The organism is Streptomyces sp. NPDC057302 (assembly GCF_042667685.1).
Classification (GTDB): Bacteria; Actinomycetota; Actinomycetes; order Streptomycetales; family Streptomycetaceae; genus Streptomyces.
On record NZ_JBHUZJ010000116.1, the window covers coordinates 1 to 22234 of the forward strand.

The following is a 22234-nucleotide window of genomic DNA, read 5'->3' on the forward strand; positions in this document are numbered from 1 at the left end:
CTCAAACGCCGGACGGGCTGGACTCTCAGCCCGTCCGGCGTTTGAGGACGAACTCGGCGAAGCCGGTGATGACGGTACGCACAAGGCCCTCGCGCCGAGCGGGTTTTCGGGAAGGGGCGGGGTTGGGGACTAAAGCTCTGCGAGGTCCACAGCCAGGGCCATCGCCCGATACCCCGCATCATTCGGATGCAGATGATCCCCACTGTCGAACCGCGGAGCAATCCGCTCCCCATCAGCCGGATCGGCAAGCGCCTTGTCGAAGTCGACGAACGAGTCGTACTCCCCCGACGTCCGCACCCACGCATTGAACTCATCACTCACAGCCGCAGCCCGCACCCCATAGTGATCAGAACCCCCCAGCGGCAACAAAGTAGCCCCCACCACCCGCACCCCCTTCGCCTTGGCGGCCCGGATCAACTTCCGGTGCCCCGCGATAAGTTCATCCGCACTCACCTTCGGCGCAGGCTTATACGTAGGCGTATCGCTCTCGCTGAACCCGATGTCGTTCAGCCCCTCAAGAACCACCACCGTCCCCACCCCCGGCAGCTCCAACGCATCCCGCCCGAAGCGAGCCGTACCCCGCTCCCCGTACCAGGCCGAGTCGTTGAGGACGAGGTTCCCGCCGATCCCCGCGTTCAGCACGGGCCGAGGCGTCCCCGCCTTCGCAAGGCGCTCGGCGAGCGCGTCGGACCAGCGGCGGTTCTGGTCCGTGGAGGAGGCGAAGCCGTCGGTGATGGAGTCACCGAAGAGGACGACGCCACCACCCTGGCGCGACTTCCTGCCCGCGACGTCCACGCCCGACAGGTAGTACCAGGACTCCGACGACTCCCCGAACGCCCCCGCCCCGGCATCCCCGACATGATCCCCGTCCGCCCGGTAACTCGTCGCGAACGACTGCGCGTGGAACGTCGCGGGCCCGGTCGTACGGGCAAGATGCAGCGTCACGGTCACCGACTCGAACGAGTCGAGCCTCAACCCGGCCTCGTCGCTGGACAGTTGGCCGTGTGCCGGGATCGAGACCGACCCCCTCCCCCCGAACGTGAGGCGCCGCACCGATCCCTCCTCCACCGCCGCCCCCTTCTTCGTACGCGCGATGGTCGCCCCGGCGACATGCAGCGGCGACGTCCCGTACGCGTTGGAGAGCCGGATGCGGGCCCGCTCCCCGCCCTCCGTGACGCGCACGACCTGGCGCAGGGTCTGGCCGGAGAAGCCGTCCTCCGACCAGTTGGCCTTGAACCCGGTGCTGGCCCGCTGTGGCGACGCGGCCCAGGCAGCGGTCCAGGCGGGCCCGGACGGCCGGGAGCCCGAGCCCGCCCCCGACCCGGACCCCGACCCCGACCCCGAGGCGTGCGCCGCCGTCACGGCCAGACCCGCGGTCAGCGCGAGCGCGGTAGCAGTGGCGACAGCAGAGTTGCGAGTACGCGAAAGCATGGGAATCTCCGATGAGTTGAAGGCGGTGAAAGGAGGGCCGACGCGTCCGTGAACCGGACTCCTCCAAGATCCGCCCCCGCAACCCCCCGATCAACGGCGATCCATGAAACGATTGCCACGCTCAGACTTATAGATGCAGGTCAGGCAAGGTCAGAGACGGACGGGGTGGCTGCGAGGCATGGAACGCCAAGAGCTGGAGACCTTCCTGACCCTCGCCGAAGAGCTCCACTTCGGCCGCACCGCCGAGCGACTCCTCCTCTCCCAGGCCCGCGTCAGCCAGACCGTGAAGAGGCTGGAGCGCAAGATCGGCGCCCCCCTCTTCGAGCGCACCAGCCGCAGGGTGGAGATGTCCCCGCTCGGCCGCCAGCTCTACGACGACCTCGCCCCCCTGCACCTGCGCATGGAAGCCGCCGTCGCCCGCGCCAAGGACACGGCACGCGGCGTCGACGGCGAGTTGACCGTGGCCTTCCTCGGGTCCGGCGCCGGCACGCTGACCTCCGCGATCCTGGCCACCTTCCGCGAGCGCTGCCCCGGCTGCGACGTCCGGATGCGCGAGACCCAGTACGGCGACCCGCTCGGCGCGCTGCGCAGCGGTGACGCCGACGCGCTGTTCACCTGCCTGCCCGTCGAGGAGCCCGACCTCACCGTCGGGCCCGTCGTCATCAACGAACCCCGCATGCTCGCCGTGCCGCTCGGCCACCGGTTCGCCGCGCGCGACAGCGTGTCCCTCGAAGAGCTCGCGGGGGAGACCTTCTTCGGCGTCGTGAACGGCGCGCCCGCCTACTGGTGGGACTTCCACATCCCGCCCCGCACCCCCAGCGGCCTGCCGATCCGCCGCGGCCGGTCCGTCGCCGGGTTCCAGGAGCTGATGACGCTGGTCGGCACGGGACAGGGGGTGTCGCCGGTCGTCGCCTCCGTGGAGAAGTACTACGCACGGCCCGACATCACCTTCGTACCCCTGACGGACGTCCCCTCGGCCGACGTAGCGCTGATCTGGCGCACGGCCGCCGCGGGCACCCCGCGCCTGGAGGCCTTCGTCCGCGCGGTGCGCGACACGGTCACCGCGAACGGCGGGCCCGCCGCGTTCTAGGCGCGCCCCCATCGCTCCGGGCCCCGCGCGGTAGCAGGATGCCGTGCGTGACCGCTGCTCTGACGTACTCCGCCGCCTTCATCACCTTCTTCTCCGTCGTCGGCCCGCCCAAGGTGCTGCTCGCCTTCGGCGGCCTCGCGCAGAACCATCCGGTCCGCGAGCTGCGGATGATCGCCCTCGTCTCGTCGGGGGCCGCCGTCGTGGTGGGCCTGATCGCGGGCTTCACCGCGCCATGGCTGCTTGAGCTCTTCCATATCTCCACGCCCGCGCTCCAGCTCGCGGGCGGCGTCATCTTCTTCATCTACGCCGTGGGCCTCGTCCTCGGGGTCCACCTCGGCTCGGACCGCGCGAACCTGGACGCGCCCGATCTCGTCAGCGGCGTACGCGAACTGCTCATGCCGTACATCGTGAGTCCGCTCGCCATGACCGCCGTACTGATCGAGGCGGCGGCCCGCGACACCTGGACGTGGCGTTCCACCGTCGTGGGTGCGTACGTCGCCGTGGTCGCCCTGGATCTGGTCTGCGTGGTCCTGCTCGCGCGCGTCCTGCGCGGCACGCACCACGCCACGATCGAGCTCTTCGGCAGGCTGCTGGGCCTGCTGCTCGCCGCGGTCGGCGTCGACCTCGTCCTCGACGGCCTAGCGGCCCTCGGCGTGCCCGGCCTCGAACGCGGCTGACGTGACGGCACGGCTCAGGGCGTGACCACGGCGAACGACGGGTCCGGCTTCGTCACCAGCGCGAACAGCCGCCCGAGCAGCGCCGGATCGCCCTCCGCCGTGACCCCGTCCAGGCCCTTCCCGGCCAGGACGCCGAGCAGCTGCGGCCTGGTCAGGGTCAGCGTGAGGCCCGCGCCGGTGGCCTGGGACTCGCGGTGGGTGAGGGCGCCGTTGTGCAGGGTCAGGCGGTGGCGGCGGCTCGTGTCGGTGAGGACGAGGTCGATGGTGAAGCTCTCCTCCTGGGCGCAGGCGCGGGGGCCGTCGATGCTGACCGCGATCGAGTCGATCAGCTGCTCGGTGGTGAGCGCCGTCGCCATCTGGTGGGACATGTCCAGGTGGACCCGGCCCGTGCCCTGGCGGAGTTCGAGCGCGGCGGTCAGATAGAAGTTGCGCCAGGGCCCGTTCTCGGCGCCCTGCCCGAGCCGGTCGTAGACGCCCGCCAGCGCCTCCTTCGCCGCAGCGTTTCCGGGGGCGGCGAACACGACGTGGTTGAGGAGCGTCGCGGCGAACCGCAGGTCACCCGCGTCCGCGTACGCCCGCGCCTTGGCCAGTGCCTCGTCCGCGCCGCCCGCCAACTCGACGTAACGCCGGGCGAGTTGCACCGGCGGGTGCTCCCAGAGGTGCGCCGGGTTGCCGTCGAACCAGCCCAGGTAGCGCTGGTAGACCGCCTTCACGTTGTGGCTGACCGAGCCGTAGTAGCCGCGCGCGTGCCAGGCCTTCTCCAGGGCCGGGGGCAGTGGGAAGTTCTCGGCGATCTCCGGGCCCGTCAAGCCCTGGTTGAGCAGGCGCAGCGTCTGGTCGTGCAAGTAGGCGTACAGGTCGCGCTGTTCGGCCAGGAACGTGACGACGTTCTCGTGGCCCCACGTCGGCCAGTGGTGCGAGGCGAACGCGACGTCGTACGTCCCGTCGAAGAAGGTGATGGCCTCGTCCAGATAGCGCGACCAGACGCGGGCGTCGCGGACGACCGCGCCGCGCAGGGTCAGGATGTTGTGCATGGTGTGCGTGGCGTTCTCGGCCAGGCACAGCGCGCGGCGGTCGGGGAAGGAGAAGTTCATCTCGGCGGGTGCCTCGGTGCCGGGCGTCAGCTGGAAGACCATGCGTACGCCGTCGATCACCTCCTCCTGGCCGGTGCGGGTGACGTCCACTGTGGGTGGGATGAGCGTGACGGTGCCGGTCGACGTCGTCATGCCGAGGCCCGCGCCGACCTGCCCTGCCGGGCCCTTGGGGAGGCTGTCGCCGTACATGAAGACGGCTCGCCGCGTCATCGCGGGACCGGCGTAGACGTTCTCGCTGACCGCGTGTTCGAGGAAGCCGTCGGGCGCGACGATCGGGATGTCCTTGCCGCTGCCGTGCGGCAGGACGCCGCGCGCGCCGCCGAAGTGGTCGCCGTGCGAGTGCGTGTAGACGAGGCCGGTGACGCGGCGGTCCCCGCGGTGCTCGCGGTACAGGGCGAGGGCCGCCGCCGCGCACTCGGCGGAGATCAGCGGGTCGATGACGATGACGCCCTGCTCGCCCTCGACGAGCGTCATGTTGGACAGGTCGAGGCCCCTGACCTGGTAGATCCCCTCGGTGACCTCGTAGAGCCCCTGGCGCGCGCAGAGCTGGGCCTGGCGCCACAGGCTCGGGTGCACGGTGTCGGGGCACTCGCCGTCGAGGAAGCCGTACGCGTCGTTGTCCCAGACGACCCGGCCGTCGTCCGCCTTCACCACGGCGGGTACGAGGGCGCCGATGAACCCGCGGTCCGCGTTCTCGAAGTCGGTGGTGTCGTCGAAGGGCAGGTCGCTGGTGGGGACGCTCACGGCGCGGTTCCGTTCGACGGGGAGGCGGGGGCGGATGTGTCCACCTTGCGTGGTTGCTCCTCGATCAGCATGTCGGGCCGCCCCGTCACCAACAGCCAGGCGGACAGGGCCGCCACGCACAGCACGGGCAGCAGGTCCAGGTCCGGTACGACGACGGCTGCCGTGAACAGGCTCAGCCAGCCCTGCCGCGTCGTCGCGAGCAGGACGCCGAGGATGGCGCAGGCGATCGCCAGGGCGGGCGGCACCGCGTCCACGAGTGCGTGCGCGAACATGCCGAGGGCCACGCCCACGAAGACGGCAGGGAAGATCCGCCCGCCCCGGAAGCCGCAGGTGGCGGCCACGCACAGCGCGAGCAGCTTGACCACGGCGAGCAGCAGGAGGTTGCCCGCGTCGTGGTCGGAGGCGTGGGCGGTGAGCTCCTTCATCTCGTCCAGGCCCTTGAAGAGCGTGAGATGGCCGCCGAGCGCACCCAGGGCGCCCAGCACGAGACCGCCCACGGTGAGCATGAGCACCGGGTGGCCGAGCTGGTGGAAGACCCGGTGGAGGTGCGGGAAGGCGTACACGGCACCGAGGCCGACGACCGCCGCCGCCGAGCTGACGACCATCGCGGAGAGCACGTCGCCCCAGTGCGGGCCGCCGTACGCGGGGACGTCGATCTGGAAGGTGGGGTGCGCGATGAGCACCGTGGTCAGCGCCCCCGCGCCCGCCGCGACCAGCGGCGCGAAGAGGCGGTCCCAGAGCGGACGCGGGTCCGGCGGCCCCGTCACGGTCTCGGAGAGGATGAGCGCCGCCGCGACCGGCGTACCGAACAGGGCGCCGATGGTCCCCGCGGCGGCGAGGGCGATCCAGTCGGCGGCGGGCGTGCGGGGCATGGCCTTCATGCCGAGCGTGTAGGCGAGGGCGATGTTGATGGCCGTGATCGGGTTCTCCGGGCCGAGGCTGACCCCGCCCGCGAGCCCCACGATGACGGCGAGCGCGATGCCGGGCAGCATCCGCAGGGGCAGCGGCGGATCGACGAGGCCGAGCGTCGCGGGGTCGGGCCCGGCGTGCCCCGGCACCTTCCACACGATCAGCCCGACGACGAAACCCACCACGGTGAGCATGCCGATGATCCACCCGGCCGAGGTCCCCGAGACCCCGACCGCGTCCGGCAGCGCGTCCCACAGCAGATCCTGCAACCGCTCGGCCACCAGGCTGAGCAGCAGCAGGATCAAACTCGACCCGACGCCGACCAGCAGCGCGGGCAACACGAACGGGAGCAGGGCGCGGGCCTGCGGGGGCACGGTCACCAGGTCGCCCCTGTCCCGCGTCCTGTCAGGGCCCTGCGGGCGGCGGAGGGGTCCGGCCGGCGCCTCCGGAGCCTTCCGCGAACGGGCCGGGCCCGGACGCGGTGTCCCTGGCGCCCCAGCCGCCACGGCCCGCGTGGTGGTCCGGGTGGTCCGGGTGGTGGTCCGAACGGTCCGTGCAGAGCGCCCAGATGACGAAGACGCCGATCGCGATCGAGATCAGCGCCCAGACCGGCTGGTAGGGCAGCCACAGGAAGTGCACGACGATGGCGAGCGCGGCGAGCGCGACACCGCACGCCTTGCCCCAGGTCGCGCCCTTGAGGATGCCGTAGCCGACGACGACGAGCAGGATGCCCAGGATCAGGTGGATCCAGCCCCACGTGGTCAGGTTGAACTTGTAGACGTAGTCGCCGATGCGCGTGTAGACGTCGTCCTTCGCGATACCGGCGATGCCTTCGAGGATGCCGAGGATGCCGTAGACCAGCATCAGGACACCCGCGAACATCGTTCCGCCGGACGCCCAGGGGCTCTCGCCCCGGGGGCTGCTCGTGTTGCTGGCCATGGTGGGGCCACCCCTCTTTCTGTCAGGAACCACGAGCGTGTGACGGGCCCGGGTGGGCGGCGAGCGGGCAGGGGCCATTCGAGTGACCGCCGACGCCCGGCCTAGCAGGGGTATTCGGGCGGCGCCTTCGTGTCGCACTCGAACCAGGCGGTCTTCCCGCCGCCGTGGCCACCGGCGCCGTCGGTCCTGGGATCGACGCCCCAGCGGTCGGTGACCGCCGCGACGATGAGCAGCCCGCGTCCGCCCTCGGCCAGCTCCTCGCCGTCCCCCTCCTCCGGGAGCCGGGGACACCGGTCCGCGATCTCCACCCGCAGGCCCTGCGGCCGGCGCAGGATGAGGAGTTCGCAGTGGCGGTCCGGCACATGACGTACGACGTTCGTGACGAGCTCGGTGAGGGCCAGCTCGGCGGAGTCGCGCAGCTCGCCCATGCCCCAACTCCCCAGGTAGGCCCGCAGGATGAACCGCAGATGCCGGGCCGAGTGCTCACCCAGAGTGAGGCTCATCCGGTACGTCCCGCGAACGGGGAGGGGCGGTGGGGGAGTTACGTGATTCATGCCACCAGCGTGGAGTGTGCTGGTTACTCTGGGCTACGGCGTGAGAGCAACGCTACGGAGCGTTATTTGAGCCTGGGGGTGACCGTCCCATGGTCCGCATCAACGAACTCGATCCCAGCGCGTCCCCGCTGGACTACTACGGCTCGGAGCTGCGCCGCTTGCGGGAGGCCGCGGGCCTCAAGCAGGCGCAGCTGGGGGGAATCATCTTCTGTACGGGGTCACTGGTGGGCCAGATCGAGACGGCGAAGAAGGTGCCGACGAGGGATTTCTCCGAGCGGGTGGATGCGGCGCTGGGGACTGATGGGGTGTTCTCGCGGTTGGTGGGGCTGGTGTTGAAGAGTCAGCTGCCGCATTGGTTCCAGGCGTACGCGGAGATGGAGGCGCGGGCTACGTTCATCTCCACGTTCCAGTGCCAGTTGGTGTACGGGCTGTTGCAGACTCAGGGGTACGCGCGGGCGCTGCTCGGAGTGGACCAGCCGAACAAAGCCGACGAACTGGTCGCGGCCCGGATGGAGCGCCAGCGCATTCTGAAGCGGGATCATCCGCCCGCGCTATGGGTAGTCCTGGGCGAGGCGGTGCTGCACCAGGAGGTCGGCGACCGGGATGTCATGCGAAACCAACTGGCCCGCCTGTTGGAGTTCAGCGACCACCCATGGGTGCAGGTGCAGGTGCTTCCGTTTTCGGTCGGCCAGCACACCGGCATGATGGGGGCGTTCAATCTCCTTCGCTTTGAGGATGACCCGGACCTCTTCTATGCAGAGGGCTACGACTCAGGTCACATGACCGCCAATTCGCAAGTGATCAGGGAGCGTTCGGTCGGCTACGCTCGCTTGCAAAGCTGTGCCCTCTCGACGGACGGCTCGGCGGAACTGATCGCTCGTGTGATGGAGGAACGCTATGGGCACCGCACAGCACCTGACGGGCGCACAGTGGCGTAAGTCGTCCTACAGCGGGACCAGCGGCGGCGACTGCATCGAATGCGCCCCCCTAAACGGCGCAACGTGGCGTAAGTCGACGTACAGCGGCGGCACCGGCGGCGAATGCATCGAGTTCGCCCAAGCCCCGTGCAACGGATCCGTTGCCGTACGCGACAGCAAGAACCCCGAAGGCCCCGCCTTCACCACCACACCCCGCGCCTTCGCGACCTTCGTCGAGGCCGCGGCCGGCGGCACGCTGCTCAAGTCCTAGGACACTAGGCCGCGTCGGCGACAGCCTTGGTGATCTCCGCGGCGATGCGGCGGATGCCCGGCGAACGGACCGGGCAGGGCCGGGACTTGGGCGTGGTCGGCGCGAGGCAGAAATGCAGGGGATCGTCACCGCGGTGCAGAGCCGTGCGCCCGGCGCCCGGGTCCGTGCAGTACGCCGGGTTCTTCGTCTCGTACGCCGTGCACGGCAGCTTCTCCACCCAGGTCTGCCGGGCCGACGCCGGGGCGACCGCGCGGCCCGCATCGGCAAGGACCCCGCCGGAGGCCCGCGCTTGCGCCTCATAGATGCCGTTGACCCGGCGCACGCGGTCCGGCGTCATGGGGTCGGGACCCTGCGTGACCCACACGATGCGCGGCCGGTCCGCCCCGGCCCCCGCACCCTGGATCTGCGAGGTCAGCGCCTTCGCGTCGGCGGCGTACCGGTCGAAGTACTTCTGCTGGCCCTTGTCGTACGTGATGCCGTCCATGCACGGCGTGTAGCCCCACGCGTTGCCCCAGAACTGGAGCACCACATAGTCGGGCCGGTGCTCGCGGACCAGCGCGGCGGCCTTGTCCTTGTCGGGGACGAGGGAGTCGTCGCCGGTGCCGTCGAGGTAGTCGCAGAGGGTGGTGCCGGAGTAAGGCGCGCTGGTGTAGCGGGCGTTGAGCTGATCCTTCAGGAGCCCGCCGAGGACGTCCTGGTTCTCCATCGCGAGGGAGTCCCCGAGATAGAGCACGGTCGGGGCCTTGGCCCGTGGCTTCTCGGCGACGCGCTGACGTGTCGTAGAGGAGGGGGAGGGGGAGGACGGGTCCGGGGGCGCGGAGGGCTTGGCCCGTGCGCTGCCGGAGGCGGCCGGGGCCTTGGGGACGGTCTCCGGGGCACTCTCATCCCCGGAGGATCCGGGGTCACCGCACGCTCCAAGGAGCAGCACAGCGGCGAGCACCCCACCGATCCACGGCTTGCGCATACGCCAACTCCCGTTCAGGCGGCCGAAAGAGCCCCTTAGGCAAGCACAGTCGCACGCGCGTGAGAAGACGGCGGGTGGCGCTTTCGGCCCCCCGCATTACCCCGGACGTAATCGACCCCCTGCGGCAGCCACGGCAAGCTCAAGTCATCGAAGCAAGCAGCCCGATGACCAAGCCGCAGGAGGCACACGCCATGTCCGCACACGACACCTCCGCACACGACACGTCCGCGTACGAGACCGCCGTCGCCCGCTACTTCGAGGCCTGGAACGCCGAGGGAGCCGATGACCTGGCCAAGGCCGTGGCCGCCGCCTGGAGCGAGGACGGCAGCTACACCGACCCCCTGGCCGACGTCTCCGGGCACGAAGCCCTCGCCGCCGTGATCACGGGAGCCCACGAGCAGTTCCCGGGCTTCGAGTTCCGCCGGACCGGGGCGGTGGACGGCCACCACCACATCGCGCGCTTCGGCTGGGAGCTGGTGTCGCTCGCGGACGGTTCGGCTCCGGTCGCGGGCTCCGACGTCGTCACGCTCGCCGACGACGGCCGTATCCGCACGGTGCACGGATTCCTGGACCGGGTGCCGCAGGCCTGAGAGGGCGGCCGTATTTCCGCCCCTGTAAACGCAGTTCGCCCTGCGAGCCATATCGGCTCACAGGGCGAACTGCATTCGGGTTCGGGCTCAGCGCGCCACGTACTGCGTGAGGATCGCCTGCACCTCGTAGATGTCGACGCCCTTGGTGAAGGTCTTCTGGATCGGCTCGGGGGTTCCGGAGATCCAGATCTTGAGCTCGGCGTCGAGATCGAAGTGCCCGGCCGTCTCCACCGAGAAGTGCGTGATGCTGCGGTAGGGGACCGAGTGGTACTCGACCTTCTTGCCGGTTATCCCCTGCTTGTCGACGAGGACGAGACGGCGGTCGGTGAACAGCATGGTGTCGCGGATCAGCAGGAACGCCGCCTGCACCTGCTCACCGTGGCCCAGCAGACGCGCGTAGTCCTGCTGCGCGGTCATCGGATCGATCGTGTGCGCGTTGCCGAACAGTGCCATGAGAGACCCCCATTGTTGAACCCGTAGGAACTTCCGACTGTAACGCGTGCTTTACCGCGACCTAGTTGGAGAAATACAGGTACTTCCACGCCCCGTGCGTAGTCGTGTTCACGCTGTCACCGGACGAACCATTGACGTACGTGGACCGCATCCGCGCCTTGATGCCGGACTGTCCCGGCCCTTCCAGAGTGACGGCCGACTTTCCGTTTGTGCCGATCGGGAAATACTCGGAGTCGGCGGAGTGCCAGCTGCCGCCCGAGTGGACCTGGAGGTCGAAGCGCTGCTTGCGGCCCTTGTAGTAGCTCATGGTCGTCGTGAGCAGCGGGTCGCCGTTCTTGTGGAACCAGTAGTACGACGTCGAGCCGATCCTGGCCTTCTTGTAGTGCTTGGAGACGGCGGTGGAGATCTTGACCTTGGCGTACGCCGTGGACTTCACCGACTTGGCGGCGGTGCGGGCGTCGCCCTTGTAGACCGCGGTGACGGTGGTGTCCCGGCCCATGTCCACCGTGGCGGAGAGGTTGCCGCTGGAGTTGACCTTCCCGGTCTTGACCAGCTTGTTCGGCTTGTCGCCGCCGAAGGGGTTCGCCCAGATCTCGACCGTGCGGTTCTTGTACGTCGAGCCGAGGTGCGCGGTGAAGGAGACGTCGGCGCCGTGGCTGTAGACGTTGCCGTTCTTGTTCAGCGTCAGCTTCGGCTTCGTACGGGAGACGTCGACCTTGTCGGACGCGGTGACCGTCGTGTGCTCGGCGTCGCCCGCGTAGGTGACGCGGTACGTGACGGAGCCGCCCGCGGGAGGAGTGTCGGTGAAGCTGTACGAGCCGTCCGCCTTGACCGTGGCGGCGGCCAGGGCCTTGCCGTCGGGGCTCTCCACGTCGGTACGGCTGACCTGGAGCTTGACCCCGGCGGGCAGCGGAACCGTCGACGTCAGCTTCCCCGTGACGGTGAGCTTCTTGGCGCGGGGGGCGGAAGAGGGGGCCTTGACGGTCAGGCTCGGGGCGTTGAGAGCCGGGTCGGAGAGCGCCTTGAGGGTGTAGCCGTTGCCCGCTCCGACGAGCGCGAAGATCCGCGAGGAGTCAGGGGCCCACGTGAGAGCAGCCGCACCGGCTGTACCGGACGTGCCGGTGGTGTACGTACGGATCGGCTGGGCGGCGTTGGGCCGGTGGACCGCGACCTTCGTGCCGTCGACCTTGGCGACGAGCCCGTTCGGCGCGATGTCGGCGCGCTGCCCGGCCGGGTAGGCGCCCGCCGCGGTGAACTTCCCGTCCGCGTAGGCGTCCCGCTGGGCGCCGTTGACCAGGACCTGGGGAGCGCCGGGCACGAGGTCGATGTCGTCGATGCCGTCGTTCAGGGAGTAGTCGCCCTGGTAGTAGGCGGTGAGCTGGGGCGTGGCGGCGGAGACGTCGACGACGGCCATCGAGTCCGACGACAGACCGGTCTGGCCGACGGCGAGGAGGCCGGGCGACGACGGGTCGGTGTCGAGGAGCGCCGGACCGTGGATCCCGGGATGCGCCTGCGGGAACAGCCCGAGCGTCACGGCGCCGGCCCCGCTCGGCGGATCCACCTCGGGGTCGCCCTCCGGGTCCCCCTGCGGGTCGAGCGAACCGAGGTCGCCGTCCCACTGGTCGCCGTACGTGAACCAGACCTTGCCGGAGGCGAAGGCGATGTGGCTCGGGCCCCTGTCGGTGTCGACGGCGTAGCGGGCCTTGACGTCGAGCGTGGCCGCGTCGAGGGCCACGATCTCGTGGCTGCCCTCGGCCGCCGCGTACAGGGTGGAGCCGTCGTCGGACAGCGCGAGACCGGAGACCCCGCTGATGCCGCTCACCGAGTCGACGAGGGCGCCGGTGTAGTCGGCGGCAAGGATCTTCCCGCCGGTGCGGTCACCGACGAACACCCGCTTGAGGGTGCTGTTCGCGACGATGCCGCCGGGTGAGGCGACGGATGCGGCGGGTGCGGCTGCTGAGGCGGTTTCCGCGGTGGCGACGCTCAGGGCCGCCGAACTGAAGAGGACCGCGAGAGCTGTCGCGGTCGAAAGGGTGCGCGTACGCACAGTGTTGTACCCCCACGAAGAATCCCGGTGGATGGCCGGGAGATGAGAGCGCCGCGCAACACCCGGACGTGACCGCGCAGATGCGGTGACGCGCGGGGCGCGGCTGCTGAGGCGCAGCGTATGGCATGGCAGGGACAATTGGGGAGGGGATTTCACAGATCACGGAGAAGGCGGATAAGGGGGGTCGAGATGTCCGATGACCTGCGGTGCAGACTCGGGGAGCGGCGCGAGGGGCAGGAACTGGAGCGGATGCGGGGCGCTGCCGCCGAGGTGCTCACGGCGCGTGGGCCGGGGTCCGGTGAGGTGCAGCCGGACGTACCCGTCGGGGTTCTGGACGCCGTACGCGGGTTCTGGAGCATGTCCGCCGAGCCCGTCGCGACACTGGGCAGCGAGGCTTCGGCTTCGGCTTCGGCTTCGGGGGAGCATCTCGCTTCGTGGGTGGAGGAGCTCCTGGCGAGGCACGGCTTCCACGCCCACACCCACGCTACGGCCTTCCTGCTCACCGGCCTCGGCCTCATGCCGTGGATCGAGTTCCGGATGCCGCGTCCCGGCTGGTTCGCGTCGATCCGCCGCGCCAAGGACCCCGCGTGGGTCTTCCTCAGGAGCGACTTCGGCGCGGTGGCGGCGGTGAGCGAGCAGGAGTACCGGTACGAGTTCTTCGTCGCGCACCTGGCGTGAGTGTGCCGGGGCCGTGTGCCGGGGCCGGGGGGCGGGCGGGGTCGATGCGATGATCACGTGACCGGAGCCTGCGCCAGAGCCAGGTCATCTCAGCACATGCCACTGACGGGCCCAGCCCGTGTGCGCGCGACGGCGCTAACATCGCTACCGGGGAGCGCTCCCCACTTGACCATTGGGCAGGGAAGTCCGGCAGGGAAGTGATGATGACCGGCGAAGGCGACTCACCGCGGGCGACGCCCCCACGGCGGCGCGATGCGCGACGCAACTGGGATCTCCTGGTGGAGGCGGCCCGCGAGGTGTTCGCGGAGCAGGGTCTCGAAGCGCCGCTGGACGTGATCGCCCGCCGGGCGGGCGTGGGGAACGCGACGCTCTACCGGAACTTCCCCACCCGCGCGGCCCTGATCGACGCCGTCTTCCACGACCTCCTGACGGGCACGATGGCCGTCGGCGAGGAGGCCCGCGCGGCTCCGGACGCCTGGGCGGCGCTGCACGACTACCTGCGGGCGGTCTTCGTCACCCTGGCCGCCGACCGCGGCACCAACGACCTCATGACCACCCACCTGGAGGGCATCGAAGCGCTCCAGGCCGTCCACGCACACAACCGCGAGACGGTGGACATCCTGCTGGGCCGGGGCCGCGACCAGGGAACGGTCCGCGCCGACGCCACGACCGAGGACGTCCTGTTCGCACTGGCGGCCCTGGGCCGGGCCATCCCGGCCCTGACCACGGCGACGACCCCCGACGCGTGGCGCCGCCCCCTGTCCCTGTTCCTGGACGGCCTGCGAGCCGCCCCGCCCACGCCGCCCCTCCCCGGGGCCGGCCTGACGACCACCCAACTGGGCGACGTACTACGGGAACTGGGCCCACACCGCACGCCCAGCAGCTGACTTCCTACTGCTGACTGCTGACTGCCTACTGCTTACCGGTGCCGACGGGGTCGACGAAGACCTCACCGTCGGCGCCGACCGGAAGGTTGAGGTCGGTCGACAGGGTCTTGGAGTGGGTCTCGTTGGGCGGCGTGACCTCGATGGCGCTGACGTAGACGCCGTCATCGTCGTCGGTCTTCGGCGGGGTGTGGAGGGTGAAGCGGGTCGTCTCGCCGGTGTTGAGCACGACGGCCGGGGCGGCGAGCTTGCTGCGCTCGGCGCTGAGGGGCCCCGAGGCGTCCTCGGACCGGAGGTCGACGCCGGGGAACCCCTTGAGGGAGCAGGTGTCGCTCTTGTTCTTGAGGCTGACTATGAGATCGCCCTCGCCCATACCGTGAGCGGTACCGAACTCCAGGTTGGCCGTCTTGCAGCTACCGGTGGTGACCTGCCCGCCACCGCTGCCCTGGTTGGACCGAGTGGCGGCCGAGCCGTCACCGGCGGCTTCGGCGTTGTCATCGGAGGCGCCCGAGGAAGAGAAAGAGGAGGACGAGGAAGAGGCCCCCTTCCCGGACCCACTGTCACTCGCGCTGCCACTGGCGGCGGAGGAGTCCTTGCCCCCCTGGCAGGCGGTGAGCGAGAGACCTGCGGTGAGGGCCAGGGCGACGAGGGTGATCTTCTTGGCGCGCATCGTTTCTTCCTTGCGGTAGGTGCCGTCTGCCCGGCACGAGCGAGCGTTACTGATCATGAGGACACCCACCCCCACCAGAACCGTTCCGCCCGACCCCCCGCTAATACATGCCTGTTACACGGAATGCCAAAAACACGCCCCGACCGCCGCAAAGGGATAGGGCAAGGCAAGCGGATCCAGCACGTACCCCAATCTGGTACATGGACTACCCTTGGTACATGTCAATGAAGCGGACCAACGTCTACGCCGACCCCGAGGACCTGGCGATCATCAAGGAGGCCGCCAAGCGCAGGGGCATAAGCGAGGCCGAGATCATTCGCCAGGGCATCCACCTCGCGGCCATGGCGAACCGGGTGTGGGACGAGCCGCTCTTCTCGCGCACCTTCGAGGGGCGGGGCCGTACGCCGTCCAGGACCGAGGTCCGTGACACGGTCGCCGACGCGGTACGACGCGATACGGACTCCGGAACCGCCGGGTGATCATCGTCATCGCCGACACCTCCGGCCTGCTGGCCGCGCTCGACTCCACCCACCCGGAGCACGGCGCGGCGAACGAGGCGATCCTGGCCGCGGGCCTCCTCATCATGTCCCCGCTCCTGCTCGCCGAACTCGATCACGTAGCGACGCGCGAACTGGGCGGGGAGGCCGCAATCAGCGCGGTCGACGACATCCGCCACTGGATGCGCCGGGGCCGCGTCGTCACACCGGAGATCACGGAGGACCACCTGGGCGCCGCCCAGTTCGTCCGCGCCCGTTACAACTCGCTGAATCTCGACCTCGCGGACGCGGTGAACGTGGCCCTGGCCGCCGACTACGACACGGACGCGATCCTCACCCTCGACCGCCGCGACTTCCGCGCCGTCCGCCCCCTCGGCCGCCACAAGGCATTCCGAGTCCTGCCCGACGACCTCCCCCTCTGACGGCCTCACGCCATCCGTCGGTCCATGGGCCGCCGGCATCGGGTCGGCCTCGCGGAGGAGACGACAACCGAGCTGACCGAGGACGACGAGGTGGCTCGGCTTCGCCGGTACTGGACCGAAGGAACCTGAGGGAACCTGAGCGCAGCGGGCAACAAGCAGTCACGTCACGCTTGTTCGACCAAAGACGCCGTCTGGACAACAGCTAAGGCCCAGGTCACTGACCTGGGCCTTCATCGTGGAGCGGGTGACGAGAATCGAACTCGCACTCTCAGCTTGGGAAGCTGATGTTCTACCACTAAACTACACCCGCGAAAAACACCGTCTGTGGCGGTGTCGTAACGTCGCACACTCTACCCCATCGCAGGCCCCGGGCGCTTTTGCCCCGGGGTCCGAGTGCTGTCCGGGGCTTGGATGCGTCTGCGGGACGCGGGAGTTGGGGCGTACGGTGAGAGACCGGAGTGCCGCCTGGAGGGGCGCCCCATTCGTCCCGTAATGTGGGAGTTCGGCGCCGGCTCGTGCAGGAAGCGGGCAGGGGGCGCCAAGGGCTCAACTACGGCTTTGGGGAAGGGACTCGAGGACTTGATGGAGCGCACCGTCGTCCGATGTGCCGAAGGGCACGTGTTCAGCACTGCTTCGTTCCCGATGCAGAAGGCCGACCGGCTCGGACCCGGCCGGCTCATCCGCTGTCCGCGATGCGCCCGATTGCGGCATGCCGTGCCGGTCGCTTCACAGAAGCGGTAGCGGTAGCGGTGGCGGCCAGTAAGGGCCGGTAAAGGCCAGTACGAGGGAGAACCGCAGCGCGTGGGGTCGGCCGATTGGGGCGGGCCCGCGCGCTCTGCGTATCCTCGGTGCGTGCTTCTCTCAGACAAGGACATCCGGGCCGAGATCGACACCGGACGAGTACGGATCGATCCGTACGACGAATCCATGGTGCAGCCCTCAAGCATCGACGTGCGGCTCGACCGCTACTTCCGGGTGTTCGAGAACCACCGCTACCCACACATCGACCCCTCCGTCGAGCAGGCCGACCTCACGCGGCTCGTCGAGCCCGAGGGCGACGAGCCGTTCATCCTGCACCCGGGTGAGTTCGTGCTCGCGTCGACGTACGAGATCATCAGCCTGCCCGACGACCTCGCCAGCAGGCTGGAGGGGAAGTCCAGCCTGGGGCGGCTGGGACTCGTGACGCACTCCACCGCCGGCTTCATCGACCCCGGTTTCTCCGGGCACGTGACGCTGGAGCTCTCCAACCTCGCGACGCTGCCCATCAAGCTCTGGCCCGGCATGAAGATCGGGCAGCTGTGTCTGTTCCGGCTGACGTCGCCCGCCGAGGAGCCCTACGGCTCGGAGCGCTACGGGTCGCGTTACCAAGGGCAGCGCGGGCCGACCGCCTCCCGTTCCTTCCTCAATTTCCATCGGACCCAGGTGTGACATCCAGCATGAGTGACGTGCGCGAGAACCTTACGTACGAGAAGTTCGGCGACGCGGTGCGCGAGCTCGCGCAGACCATCGCCGACGACGGCTACCAGCCCGACATCATCATCTCGATCGCCCGCGGTGGCGTCTTCGTCGCGGGCGGGCTCGCGTACGCGCTCGACTGCAAGAACATCCACCTGGTCAACGTGGAGTTCTACACCGGGGTCGGCACGACCCTGGAGATGCCGGTCATGCTGGCGCCCGTGCCCAACGTCATCGACTTCACCGACAAGAAGGTGCTCATCGCCGATGACGTCGCCGACACCGGCAAGACGCTGAAGCTCGTGCACGACTTCTGCCTCGACCACGTCGCCGAGGTCCGGTCCGCGGTCATCTACGAGAAGTCGCAGTCGCTCGTGAAGTGCGAGTACGTCTGGAAGCGCACCGACGACTGGATCAACTTCCCGTGGAGCGTCGAAGCTCCCGTCGTGAAGCGCGCCGGGCAGGTTCTCGACGCCTGAGGTGTGGTTTTGAGATGGAGGAAGGGCCCCGGCGGAGCATCCGCCGGGGCCCTTCCTCCAACTCGCGTACTAGTCCGTCTCACGTATTAGAACGTGCCCAGCTTGATGATCGCGAGGATCGCGAGCAGCTGGATCGATGCCGCGCCCAGCGCCTTCGGCCACGGCAGGTCGTGCGACTTGCTCACCATCGCCGTGAGCAGCGCGCCCGCCGCGAGCCACGTCACCCAGCCGAGCAGCTGGACGAAGGGCTGGCCGCCGCCGAGGAACATCGCGACGATCACGCGGGGTGCGTCCGTGATCGACATGATCAGCATGGAGAGGCCGACCGTCGGCTGCCAGGCGCCGTCGCCGCCGAGCTGGCGGGCGAGCGTGTGGGTGACCACGCCCAGGATGAACGTACTGATCGTGATCGCGACGGCCGTCGTGAGGACGTACGGAACGGCCGTCGAGAGCGTGGCGCTGATGGCGTCCTCGCGGGCGCCGTCGAAGCCGAAGATCGCGAGCAGTCCGTAGAGGAACGTCACGATGAGCGCCGGGGCCCACATCGCGTAGTCCCGCATCTGGAGGAACGTCGGTCCCGGGCTCAGCACGATGCCGCGCAGGAGGTCCTTCCAGTGCAGGCGCGGGCCCATGGGTGCGGGCGCCTGGCCCGCTCGGTAGGTGTCGCCGTGGTTGTACGGGTCCTCACCTACGGAGAAGGCCTGGGTATGACCGGGGTTGTTGGCGGCGTACGGATCGAAGCCGCCCTGCCCGCCCTGACCACCCTGGCCGCCACCGCGGCCCCCGTGCCCTGGGTCCCCCGGCCCGCCGAAGTACTCCGGCTCGCCGTGGTTGCCGCTGGCCTGCGGCCATTGCTGCCCGCCGTATCCGCCTTGGCCCTGGCCTCCCCGGCCGCCCTGGCCCTGCTGCCCGTACGGCGGCTGACCGCCGTACTGCTGCGGGGAGGGCGGCTGAGGGTAGCCGTACGGGGGCTGCTGGCCGTACGGGGCCTGCTGCCCGTACGGCTCCTGCCGCGGTCGTTGTTGGGGTCGCGCTTGCGGGGTGCGGTTGTCCCGGCCGCGTCCGATCCTGAATCCAGCCACGAATCGAACGTACCTGGTCTGGAGGGCCCGGGTCGTCCCTCCTCGGGAGGAGAGCGGCTTTGCCGCTGACCTGTGACAACCCTTAGGGGGACCCTGAGGGGTTTTCCCCAGGGTCCCGGTGGGGCGCGGTACCCGGCCGCTGCCCCCTGACCTGCCCCTGACCTGCCCCCTGATCTGCCCCTGACCGGCTACTTCCCGAGCACCGCTCCGTACGCCAGCGGGTCCGAAGAGGCAGGCAGGCCAAGGGAGTTCGGCGTGACGACCGAACCGCCCGCCTTGGCGCCGGGCAGGTCCCAGACGCCGCCCGCGGCGGAGTTCTCGCCGGGCGCGGCGACGGACAGGTCCGGTACGCCGTCCCCGTTGTGGTCGCCGAAGGCCAGCGCGCCGCCGAAGAGGTCGCCCGCCTGGGCGACGCCCAGGATGTCGGGCGAGTTCTGCTGGAACGCGACCGTCCCCGGGTTCGCCGCGCCCGCCGGGTCGAGCAGGCCCATCTCGCCGCCCTTCAGGACGGTGAAGCTGCCCGCCTTCGCCGCGCTGCCGATGGCCTCGCCGGGGGCGCCCGCGATCAGGTCGTCGTGGCCGTCGGCGTCGATGTCCGCCACGGCGAGCGCGTCACCGAAGCCGTCACCGCTCTCGGCGACGCCGGGCATGCCCGCGGTGTCCTGGTTGAACGTCTGCTGCTCCCAGCCGAAGCTGCCGTTGGCGTCGCCGAAGCGGATGTGGATGCCGCCGCCCTTGGCCAGCTCCTCCGGGCCGCACGGGTCGTCGATGTTCTCGTCGGCGATCTCGCGGCAGTTGCCCACGGCGAGGTCGTCGTAGCCGTCGCCGTTGAAGTCGCCCGCGGCGAGGGCGTTCGCGGCGCCGTTGGAGTTGTTCCAGAAGTTGGCCATGGAGCCCTCGTCCTTGTTCCAGCCGTAGAGGCGGAGGTGGGACTGGGTGTAGGGCTGGTTCTTCGTGTAGTAGCCGAGGGCGAGGTCGTCGAGCCCGTCGTTGTTGAAGTCGCCGGTCGTCAGGACCGGGGCCCGGCCGCCCATGCGGTCGGCCATGAGGGGCTGAGTGTCGGCGGTGAGCGGGTTGTAGTTGGCGACGACCTGGTCCTTGCCGCCGATCGCCAGGTCGACGTCCGTGTCACCGGTGAAGTCGGCGGCGGCCAGGGTGTTTCCGTACGCGTCGCCGGTCTTCGCGCCGCGTGCGGCGGTGTTGGCCAGGGCGAAGCCGTCGCCCGTGCCGTAGAGGACGGTGACGGAACCGGCGTCGGTCTTGGCGTCGATGTCCTCGCCGGGTGCGCCGATGACGAGGTCCGCGTACTTGTCGTCGTCGACGTGCGCGGCGACGACGGACCCGCCGAACCGGTCACCGGTCTCCGGGGTGCCGGGCACCTCGACGGTGGCCTGGGTGATCCGCCGCACGCTGTGCGGCCCCGGCCCGTTCTCCCCGCCGAACACGACACTGACGTACCCCGCCTTGGCCTTCCCGCCGACGGTGCCACTGGGCACGCCGACGAAGAGGTCGTCGTACCCGTCACCGTCGAAGTCGGCGGTGAGGGGGGCGGCGGCGGGCGCGGCGGTGGCGGTGGCCGCGAAGGGGAGGGTGAGGCCGGTGGCGGCCAGGGCGGTGGCGGTGGCGGCGATGGCGAGGGTGCGGGTGCGGGCGCGCAGGGGCACGGAGGGCTCCAACTCGAGAGTGGACTCGGGGAATCGGTTGCTCAGCTTCACTTTTCAGCTTCACTTTTCAACCGATTCACCTGTGTGACATCTGGGGTTGGACAAGGGTTGCCCCTGCGCGCACATGTCATGTGCGTCTCACGGATGGCCTGGGAACGGCAGGGCTAGTCGGCGAAGTTGGTGCCGAGGCGGGCCGTGCCCGTGGCCGAGATGCCGACCGTGGACGTGTAGGTGCCGGACGTGCCCGCGAGGCGGCCGTCGGGCAGGGCGTCCAGGATGTAGAAGGCGCCGTTCTCGCCGTTCTCGCCCTGCGCGCCGACGATCACGTCGCCGCGGCCGTCCGCGTTCAGGTCGTCGACATGGACGTCGGACCCGAAGAAGTCGTGCTTCTCGTTGGCGTTGGGGACGCCAGGGGTGTCCTGGCTGTAGAGGGCCGCACCCTGCGTGGAGAGGCCGGAGCCGTCCGCCGCGCCGTAGATCACGGTGACCGAGCCCGCGTCGGCGACCCCGTCCAGGTCCTCGCCGGGCGTGCCCACGACCAGGTCCAGGTGGCCGTCGCCGTTGATGTCCCCGAGGTCGAGCTCCGAGCCGAAGGAGTCGCCCTTCTCGCCGCCGCCCGGGACGCCCGCCGTGTCCTGGGTGATGGCCTGGCTCTCGCCGTACGGCCCGTTGGCGTTGCCCTTGACGACGTACACCGTGCCGCCCTTGTGGGCGCCGTCGATGCCGTCGTCCCAGGTGAGGCCGATGATGACGTCGCCGTAGCCGTCGCCGTCCGTGTCGCCCACGTCGGTGACGATGCCGGCGGGCAGCCGCTGGACGCCGTTCGTGGTGACGCCGTTCGCGCTGCCGGGCAGCCAGAGGTTGGCGTTGTAGTCGTCGGCGGTGGAGAAGCCGTTGACGATCAGGTCGTCCTTGCCGTCGCCGTTGACGTCCCCGGAGTGCAGGTTGAAGGGGCCCGCGTCCTCGCCGCTGTGGATGGGCGGCAGCACGGTGTAGCGGCCGCCGGTGGCGCCGGAGCGCTTGATGCCGTCGTCGAAGATGTCGAGGGTCGCGGCGCCCGAAGCGGCTCCCACGGCGAGGTCGTCCTTGCCGTCGCCGTCGAAGTCACCCGCCTGGAGGGGGCCGCCGAACCGGTCGTGCTTGGTGGGGCGCGGGTCCTTGACCGTGGAACCGCCGGACAGGCCGCTCGGGGAGCCCCACAGGACCTGGACCGTGCCGCCGTCGACGTCCGTGCCGACGTCCTCGCCGATCGCTCCGACGGCGAGGTCGTCGTAGCCGTCGCTGTCGAAGTCTCCGTACGCGGTGTCGGCGCCGAAGACGTCGCCGGTCTCGGCGGTGCCGGGCACGCCCGCGCTGTTCTGGCTGTACGTGCGGTGACGCTGCTCGGCGCCGCCGTACGTGACGACCACCTGGCCCGCCTTGTCCTTGCCGCCCACGTTGGCGTGCGGAGCGGAGGTGGCGACGTCGGCCACGCCGTCGCCGTTGAAGTCGGCGTCGTCCGGCTGGGTGGCGGCGGGGGCCGCGCTCGCGGATGTCGCCGTGAGGGTGAGGAGTCCGCCTGTGAGGGCCGCGGCGGCTGCGGTCGCCGCGGCCAGGCGGCCGGGTCTGTGGGTGAGGGCGCGGGTGCGCTTGTGCTTCGGCATGGGGGCTCCTGTGAGTTGAGGTTTTTTTGGGGGACGAACCCCGGGCGGGGGGGGGGGCGGGGGAGAAGCCCCCCCCCCCC

Annotated in this window: 23 protein-coding genes and 1 tRNA gene; 11 read left to right on the forward strand and 13 right to left on the reverse strand. The window is 70.0% G+C overall.

Features of this window, described 5'->3' with window-relative positions; translation table 11 throughout:
* Positions 1–129: 129 nt before the first annotated feature.
* Entirely contained in the window at positions 130–1431 is a 1302-nt protein-coding gene (locus ACFUPX_RS41225) for an SGNH/GDSL hydrolase family protein (protein ID WP_383334353.1), read from the reverse strand.
* A 178-nt stretch (positions 1432–1609) separates the two neighbouring features.
* On the opposite strand from ACFUPX_RS41225, the gene ACFUPX_RS41230 reads away from it, so the two are divergent.
* Together ACFUPX_RS41230 and ACFUPX_RS41235 are read left to right on the forward strand one after the other, a co-directional pair.
* A complete protein-coding gene (locus tag ACFUPX_RS41230) occupies positions 1610–2521 on the forward strand; it encodes a LysR family transcriptional regulator (protein WP_383334355.1) in 912 nt (303 codons plus the stop codon).
* Between the two features lie 47 nt (positions 2522–2568).
* Positions 2569–3198, forward strand: a complete 630-nt coding sequence (locus ACFUPX_RS41235) for a MarC family protein (RefSeq protein WP_383334357.1) — start codon at positions 2569–2571, stop codon at positions 3196–3198.
* A 14-nt stretch (positions 3199–3212) separates the two neighbouring features.
* On the opposite strand, the gene ACFUPX_RS41240 is transcribed toward ACFUPX_RS41235, so the two are convergent.
* From ACFUPX_RS41240 to ACFUPX_RS41255, 4 genes are all read right to left on the reverse strand, one after another.
* Positions 3213–5036, reverse strand: coding sequence for an alkyl/aryl-sulfatase (locus tag ACFUPX_RS41240; protein WP_383334359.1), 1824 nt, complete (start codon positions 5034–5036; stop codon positions 3213–3215).
* A complete protein-coding gene (locus ACFUPX_RS41245; protein ID WP_383334360.1) occupies positions 5033–6451 on the reverse strand; it encodes an ion channel protein in 1419 nt (472 codons plus the stop codon). The genes ACFUPX_RS41240 and ACFUPX_RS41245 overlap by 4 nt, the downstream gene beginning before the upstream one ends.
* Complete coding sequence (locus tag ACFUPX_RS41250) at positions 6351–6884, reverse strand: hypothetical protein (protein WP_383334362.1); 534 nt, start codon at positions 6882–6884, stop codon at positions 6351–6353. The genes ACFUPX_RS41245 and ACFUPX_RS41250 overlap by 101 nt, the downstream gene beginning before the upstream one ends.
* Before the next feature lie 101 nt (positions 6885–6985).
* Positions 6986–7387 (reverse strand): ATP-binding protein, encoded by a 402-nt coding sequence (locus ACFUPX_RS41255; protein WP_383334363.1) that lies wholly within the window; start codon positions 7385–7387, stop codon positions 6986–6988.
* Between the two features lie 140 nt (positions 7388–7527).
* Between ACFUPX_RS41255 and ACFUPX_RS41260 the strand changes: the two genes are divergently transcribed.
* Together ACFUPX_RS41260 and ACFUPX_RS41265 are read left to right on the forward strand one after the other, a co-directional pair.
* Positions 7528–8376 (forward strand): helix-turn-helix domain-containing protein, encoded by an 849-nt coding sequence (locus ACFUPX_RS41260; RefSeq protein ID WP_383334365.1) that lies wholly within the window; start codon positions 7528–7530, stop codon positions 8374–8376.
* Positions 8336–8626, forward strand: a complete 291-nt coding sequence (locus ACFUPX_RS41265; protein ID WP_383334367.1) for a DUF397 domain-containing protein — start codon at positions 8336–8338, stop codon at positions 8624–8626. The genes ACFUPX_RS41260 and ACFUPX_RS41265 overlap by 41 nt, the downstream gene beginning before the upstream one ends.
* A gap of 4 nt (positions 8627–8630) precedes the next feature.
* Here ACFUPX_RS41265 and ACFUPX_RS41270 read toward each other — a convergent pair whose 3' ends face one another.
* The gene (locus tag ACFUPX_RS41270; RefSeq protein WP_383334369.1) at positions 8631–9590 is read right to left on the reverse strand and encodes an SGNH/GDSL hydrolase family protein; all 960 of its coding nucleotides are present in this window, start codon (positions 9588–9590) and stop codon (positions 8631–8633) included.
* 191 nt (positions 9591–9781) lie between these two features.
* Here ACFUPX_RS41270 and ACFUPX_RS41275 point away from each other — a divergent pair, with 191 nt between their 5' ends.
* Positions 9782–10180 carry a nuclear transport factor 2 family protein gene (locus ACFUPX_RS41275; RefSeq protein WP_383334370.1) on the forward strand — a complete coding sequence of 133 codons (399 nt, stop codon included), beginning with the start codon at positions 9782–9784 and terminating at the stop codon, positions 10178–10180.
* An 87-nt stretch (positions 10181–10267) separates the two neighbouring features.
* Here ACFUPX_RS41275 and ACFUPX_RS41280 read toward each other — a convergent pair whose 3' ends face one another.
* The gene (locus ACFUPX_RS41280) at positions 10268–10633 is read right to left on the reverse strand and encodes a PH domain-containing protein (RefSeq protein WP_383334372.1); all 366 of its coding nucleotides are present in this window, start codon (positions 10631–10633) and stop codon (positions 10268–10270) included.
* A 61-nt stretch (positions 10634–10694) separates the two neighbouring features.
* Positions 10695–12680, reverse strand: coding sequence for a YncE family protein (locus tag ACFUPX_RS41285; protein ID WP_383334374.1), 1986 nt, complete (start codon positions 12678–12680; stop codon positions 10695–10697).
* Positions 12681–12869: 189 nt separating this feature from the next.
* On the opposite strand from ACFUPX_RS41285, the gene ACFUPX_RS41290 reads away from it, so the two are divergent.
* Entirely contained in the window at positions 12870–13358 is a 489-nt protein-coding gene (locus tag ACFUPX_RS41290) for a hypothetical protein (RefSeq protein ID WP_383334375.1), read from the forward strand.
* Positions 13359–13561: 203 nt separating this feature from the next.
* Positions 13562–14245, forward strand: coding sequence for a TetR/AcrR family transcriptional regulator (locus ACFUPX_RS41295; protein ID WP_383334391.1), 684 nt, complete (start codon positions 13562–13564; stop codon positions 14243–14245).
* Positions 14246–14270: 25 nt separating this feature from the next.
* Here ACFUPX_RS41295 and ACFUPX_RS41300 read toward each other — a convergent pair whose 3' ends face one another.
* Complete coding sequence (locus tag ACFUPX_RS41300; RefSeq protein WP_383334377.1) at positions 14271–14912, reverse strand: DUF4232 domain-containing protein; 642 nt, start codon at positions 14910–14912, stop codon at positions 14271–14273.
* A gap of 218 nt (positions 14913–15130) precedes the next feature.
* Between ACFUPX_RS41300 and ACFUPX_RS41305 the strand changes: the two genes are divergently transcribed.
* Positions 15131–15391: a CopG family transcriptional regulator gene (locus tag ACFUPX_RS41305; protein ID WP_383334379.1), complete on the forward strand. Its 261-nt coding sequence runs from the start codon at positions 15131–15133 to the stop codon at positions 15389–15391.
* Positions 15388–15831 carry a PIN domain-containing protein gene (locus tag ACFUPX_RS41310; RefSeq protein ID WP_383334381.1) on the forward strand — a complete coding sequence of 148 codons (444 nt, stop codon included), beginning with the start codon at positions 15388–15390 and terminating at the stop codon, positions 15829–15831. Before ACFUPX_RS41305 ends, ACFUPX_RS41310 begins: the two co-directional genes overlap by 4 nt.
* Before the next feature lie 236 nt (positions 15832–16067).
* On the opposite strand, the gene ACFUPX_RS41315 is transcribed toward ACFUPX_RS41310, so the two are convergent.
* A tRNA-Gly gene (locus ACFUPX_RS41315) sits at positions 16068–16141 on the reverse strand.
* 542 nt (positions 16142–16683) lie between these two features.
* On the opposite strand from ACFUPX_RS41315, the gene dcd reads away from it, so the two are divergent.
* Positions 16684–17259: a dCTP deaminase gene (dcd, locus tag ACFUPX_RS41320; protein WP_351167099.1), complete on the forward strand. Its 576-nt coding sequence runs from the start codon at positions 16684–16686 to the stop codon at positions 17257–17259.
* A gap of 8 nt (positions 17260–17267) precedes the next feature.
* Complete coding sequence (locus ACFUPX_RS41325; RefSeq protein ID WP_383334384.1) at positions 17268–17765, forward strand: phosphoribosyltransferase; 498 nt, start codon at positions 17268–17270, stop codon at positions 17763–17765.
* Between the two features lie 86 nt (positions 17766–17851).
* On the opposite strand, the gene ACFUPX_RS41330 is transcribed toward ACFUPX_RS41325, so the two are convergent.
* From ACFUPX_RS41330 to ACFUPX_RS41340, 3 genes are all read right to left on the reverse strand, one after another.
* Positions 17852–18847: a Yip1 family protein gene (locus ACFUPX_RS41330; RefSeq protein ID WP_383334386.1), complete on the reverse strand. Its 996-nt coding sequence runs from the start codon at positions 18845–18847 to the stop codon at positions 17852–17854.
* A 188-nt stretch (positions 18848–19035) separates the two neighbouring features.
* Positions 19036–20562 (reverse strand): FG-GAP-like repeat-containing protein, encoded by a 1527-nt coding sequence (locus ACFUPX_RS41335; protein WP_383334388.1) that lies wholly within the window; start codon positions 20560–20562, stop codon positions 19036–19038.
* A 113-nt stretch (positions 20563–20675) separates the two neighbouring features.
* Positions 20676–22154, reverse strand: a complete 1479-nt coding sequence (locus tag ACFUPX_RS41340; protein ID WP_383334389.1) for an FG-GAP repeat protein — start codon at positions 22152–22154, stop codon at positions 20676–20678.
* Between the last annotated feature and the right edge of the window lie 80 nt (positions 22155–22234).

What these genes read in the sequence shown, in the direction of transcription:
- ACFUPX_RS41300 (WP_383334377.1), bottom strand. Translation starts at nt 14,912, where the DNA reads ATGCGCGCCAAGAAGATCACCCTCGTCGCCCTGGCCCTCACCGCAGGT.
- ACFUPX_RS41230 (WP_383334355.1), top strand. Translation starts at nt 1,610, where the DNA reads ATGGAACGCCAAGAGCTGGAGACCTTCCTGACCCTCGCCGAAGAGCTC.
- ACFUPX_RS41270 (WP_383334369.1), bottom strand. Translation starts at nt 9,590, where the DNA reads ATGCGCAAGCCGTGGATCGGTGGGGTGCTCGCCGCTGTGCTGCTCCTT.
- ACFUPX_RS41295 (WP_383334391.1), top strand. Translation starts at nt 13,562, where the DNA reads ATGACCGGCGAAGGCGACTCACCGCGGGCGACGCCCCCACGGCGGCGC.
- ACFUPX_RS41275 (WP_383334370.1), top strand. Translation starts at nt 9,782, where the DNA reads ATGTCCGCACACGACACCTCCGCACACGACACGTCCGCGTACGAGACC.
- ACFUPX_RS41290 (WP_383334375.1), top strand. Translation starts at nt 12,870, where the DNA reads ATGTCCGATGACCTGCGGTGCAGACTCGGGGAGCGGCGCGAGGGGCAG.
- ACFUPX_RS41305 (WP_383334379.1), top strand. Translation starts at nt 15,131, where the DNA reads ATGTCAATGAAGCGGACCAACGTCTACGCCGACCCCGAGGACCTGGCG.
- ACFUPX_RS41265 (WP_383334367.1), top strand. Translation starts at nt 8,336, where the DNA reads ATGGGCACCGCACAGCACCTGACGGGCGCACAGTGGCGTAAGTCGTCC.
- ACFUPX_RS41255 (WP_383334363.1), bottom strand. Translation starts at nt 7,387, where the DNA reads ATGAGCCTCACTCTGGGTGAGCACTCGGCCCGGCATCTGCGGTTCATC.
- ACFUPX_RS41260 (WP_383334365.1), top strand. Translation starts at nt 7,528, where the DNA reads ATGGTCCGCATCAACGAACTCGATCCCAGCGCGTCCCCGCTGGACTAC.
- ACFUPX_RS41280 (WP_383334372.1), bottom strand. Translation starts at nt 10,633, where the DNA reads ATGGCACTGTTCGGCAACGCGCACACGATCGATCCGATGACCGCGCAG.
- ACFUPX_RS41325 (WP_383334384.1), top strand. Translation starts at nt 17,268, where the DNA reads ATGAGTGACGTGCGCGAGAACCTTACGTACGAGAAGTTCGGCGACGCG.
- ACFUPX_RS41225 (WP_383334353.1), bottom strand. Translation starts at nt 1,431, where the DNA reads ATGCTTTCGCGTACTCGCAACTCTGCTGTCGCCACTGCTACCGCGCTC.
- ACFUPX_RS41250 (WP_383334362.1), bottom strand. Translation starts at nt 6,884, where the DNA reads ATGGCCAGCAACACGAGCAGCCCCCGGGGCGAGAGCCCCTGGGCGTCC.
- ACFUPX_RS41340 (WP_383334389.1), bottom strand. Translation starts at nt 22,154, where the DNA reads ATGCCGAAGCACAAGCGCACCCGCGCCCTCACCCACAGACCCGGCCGC.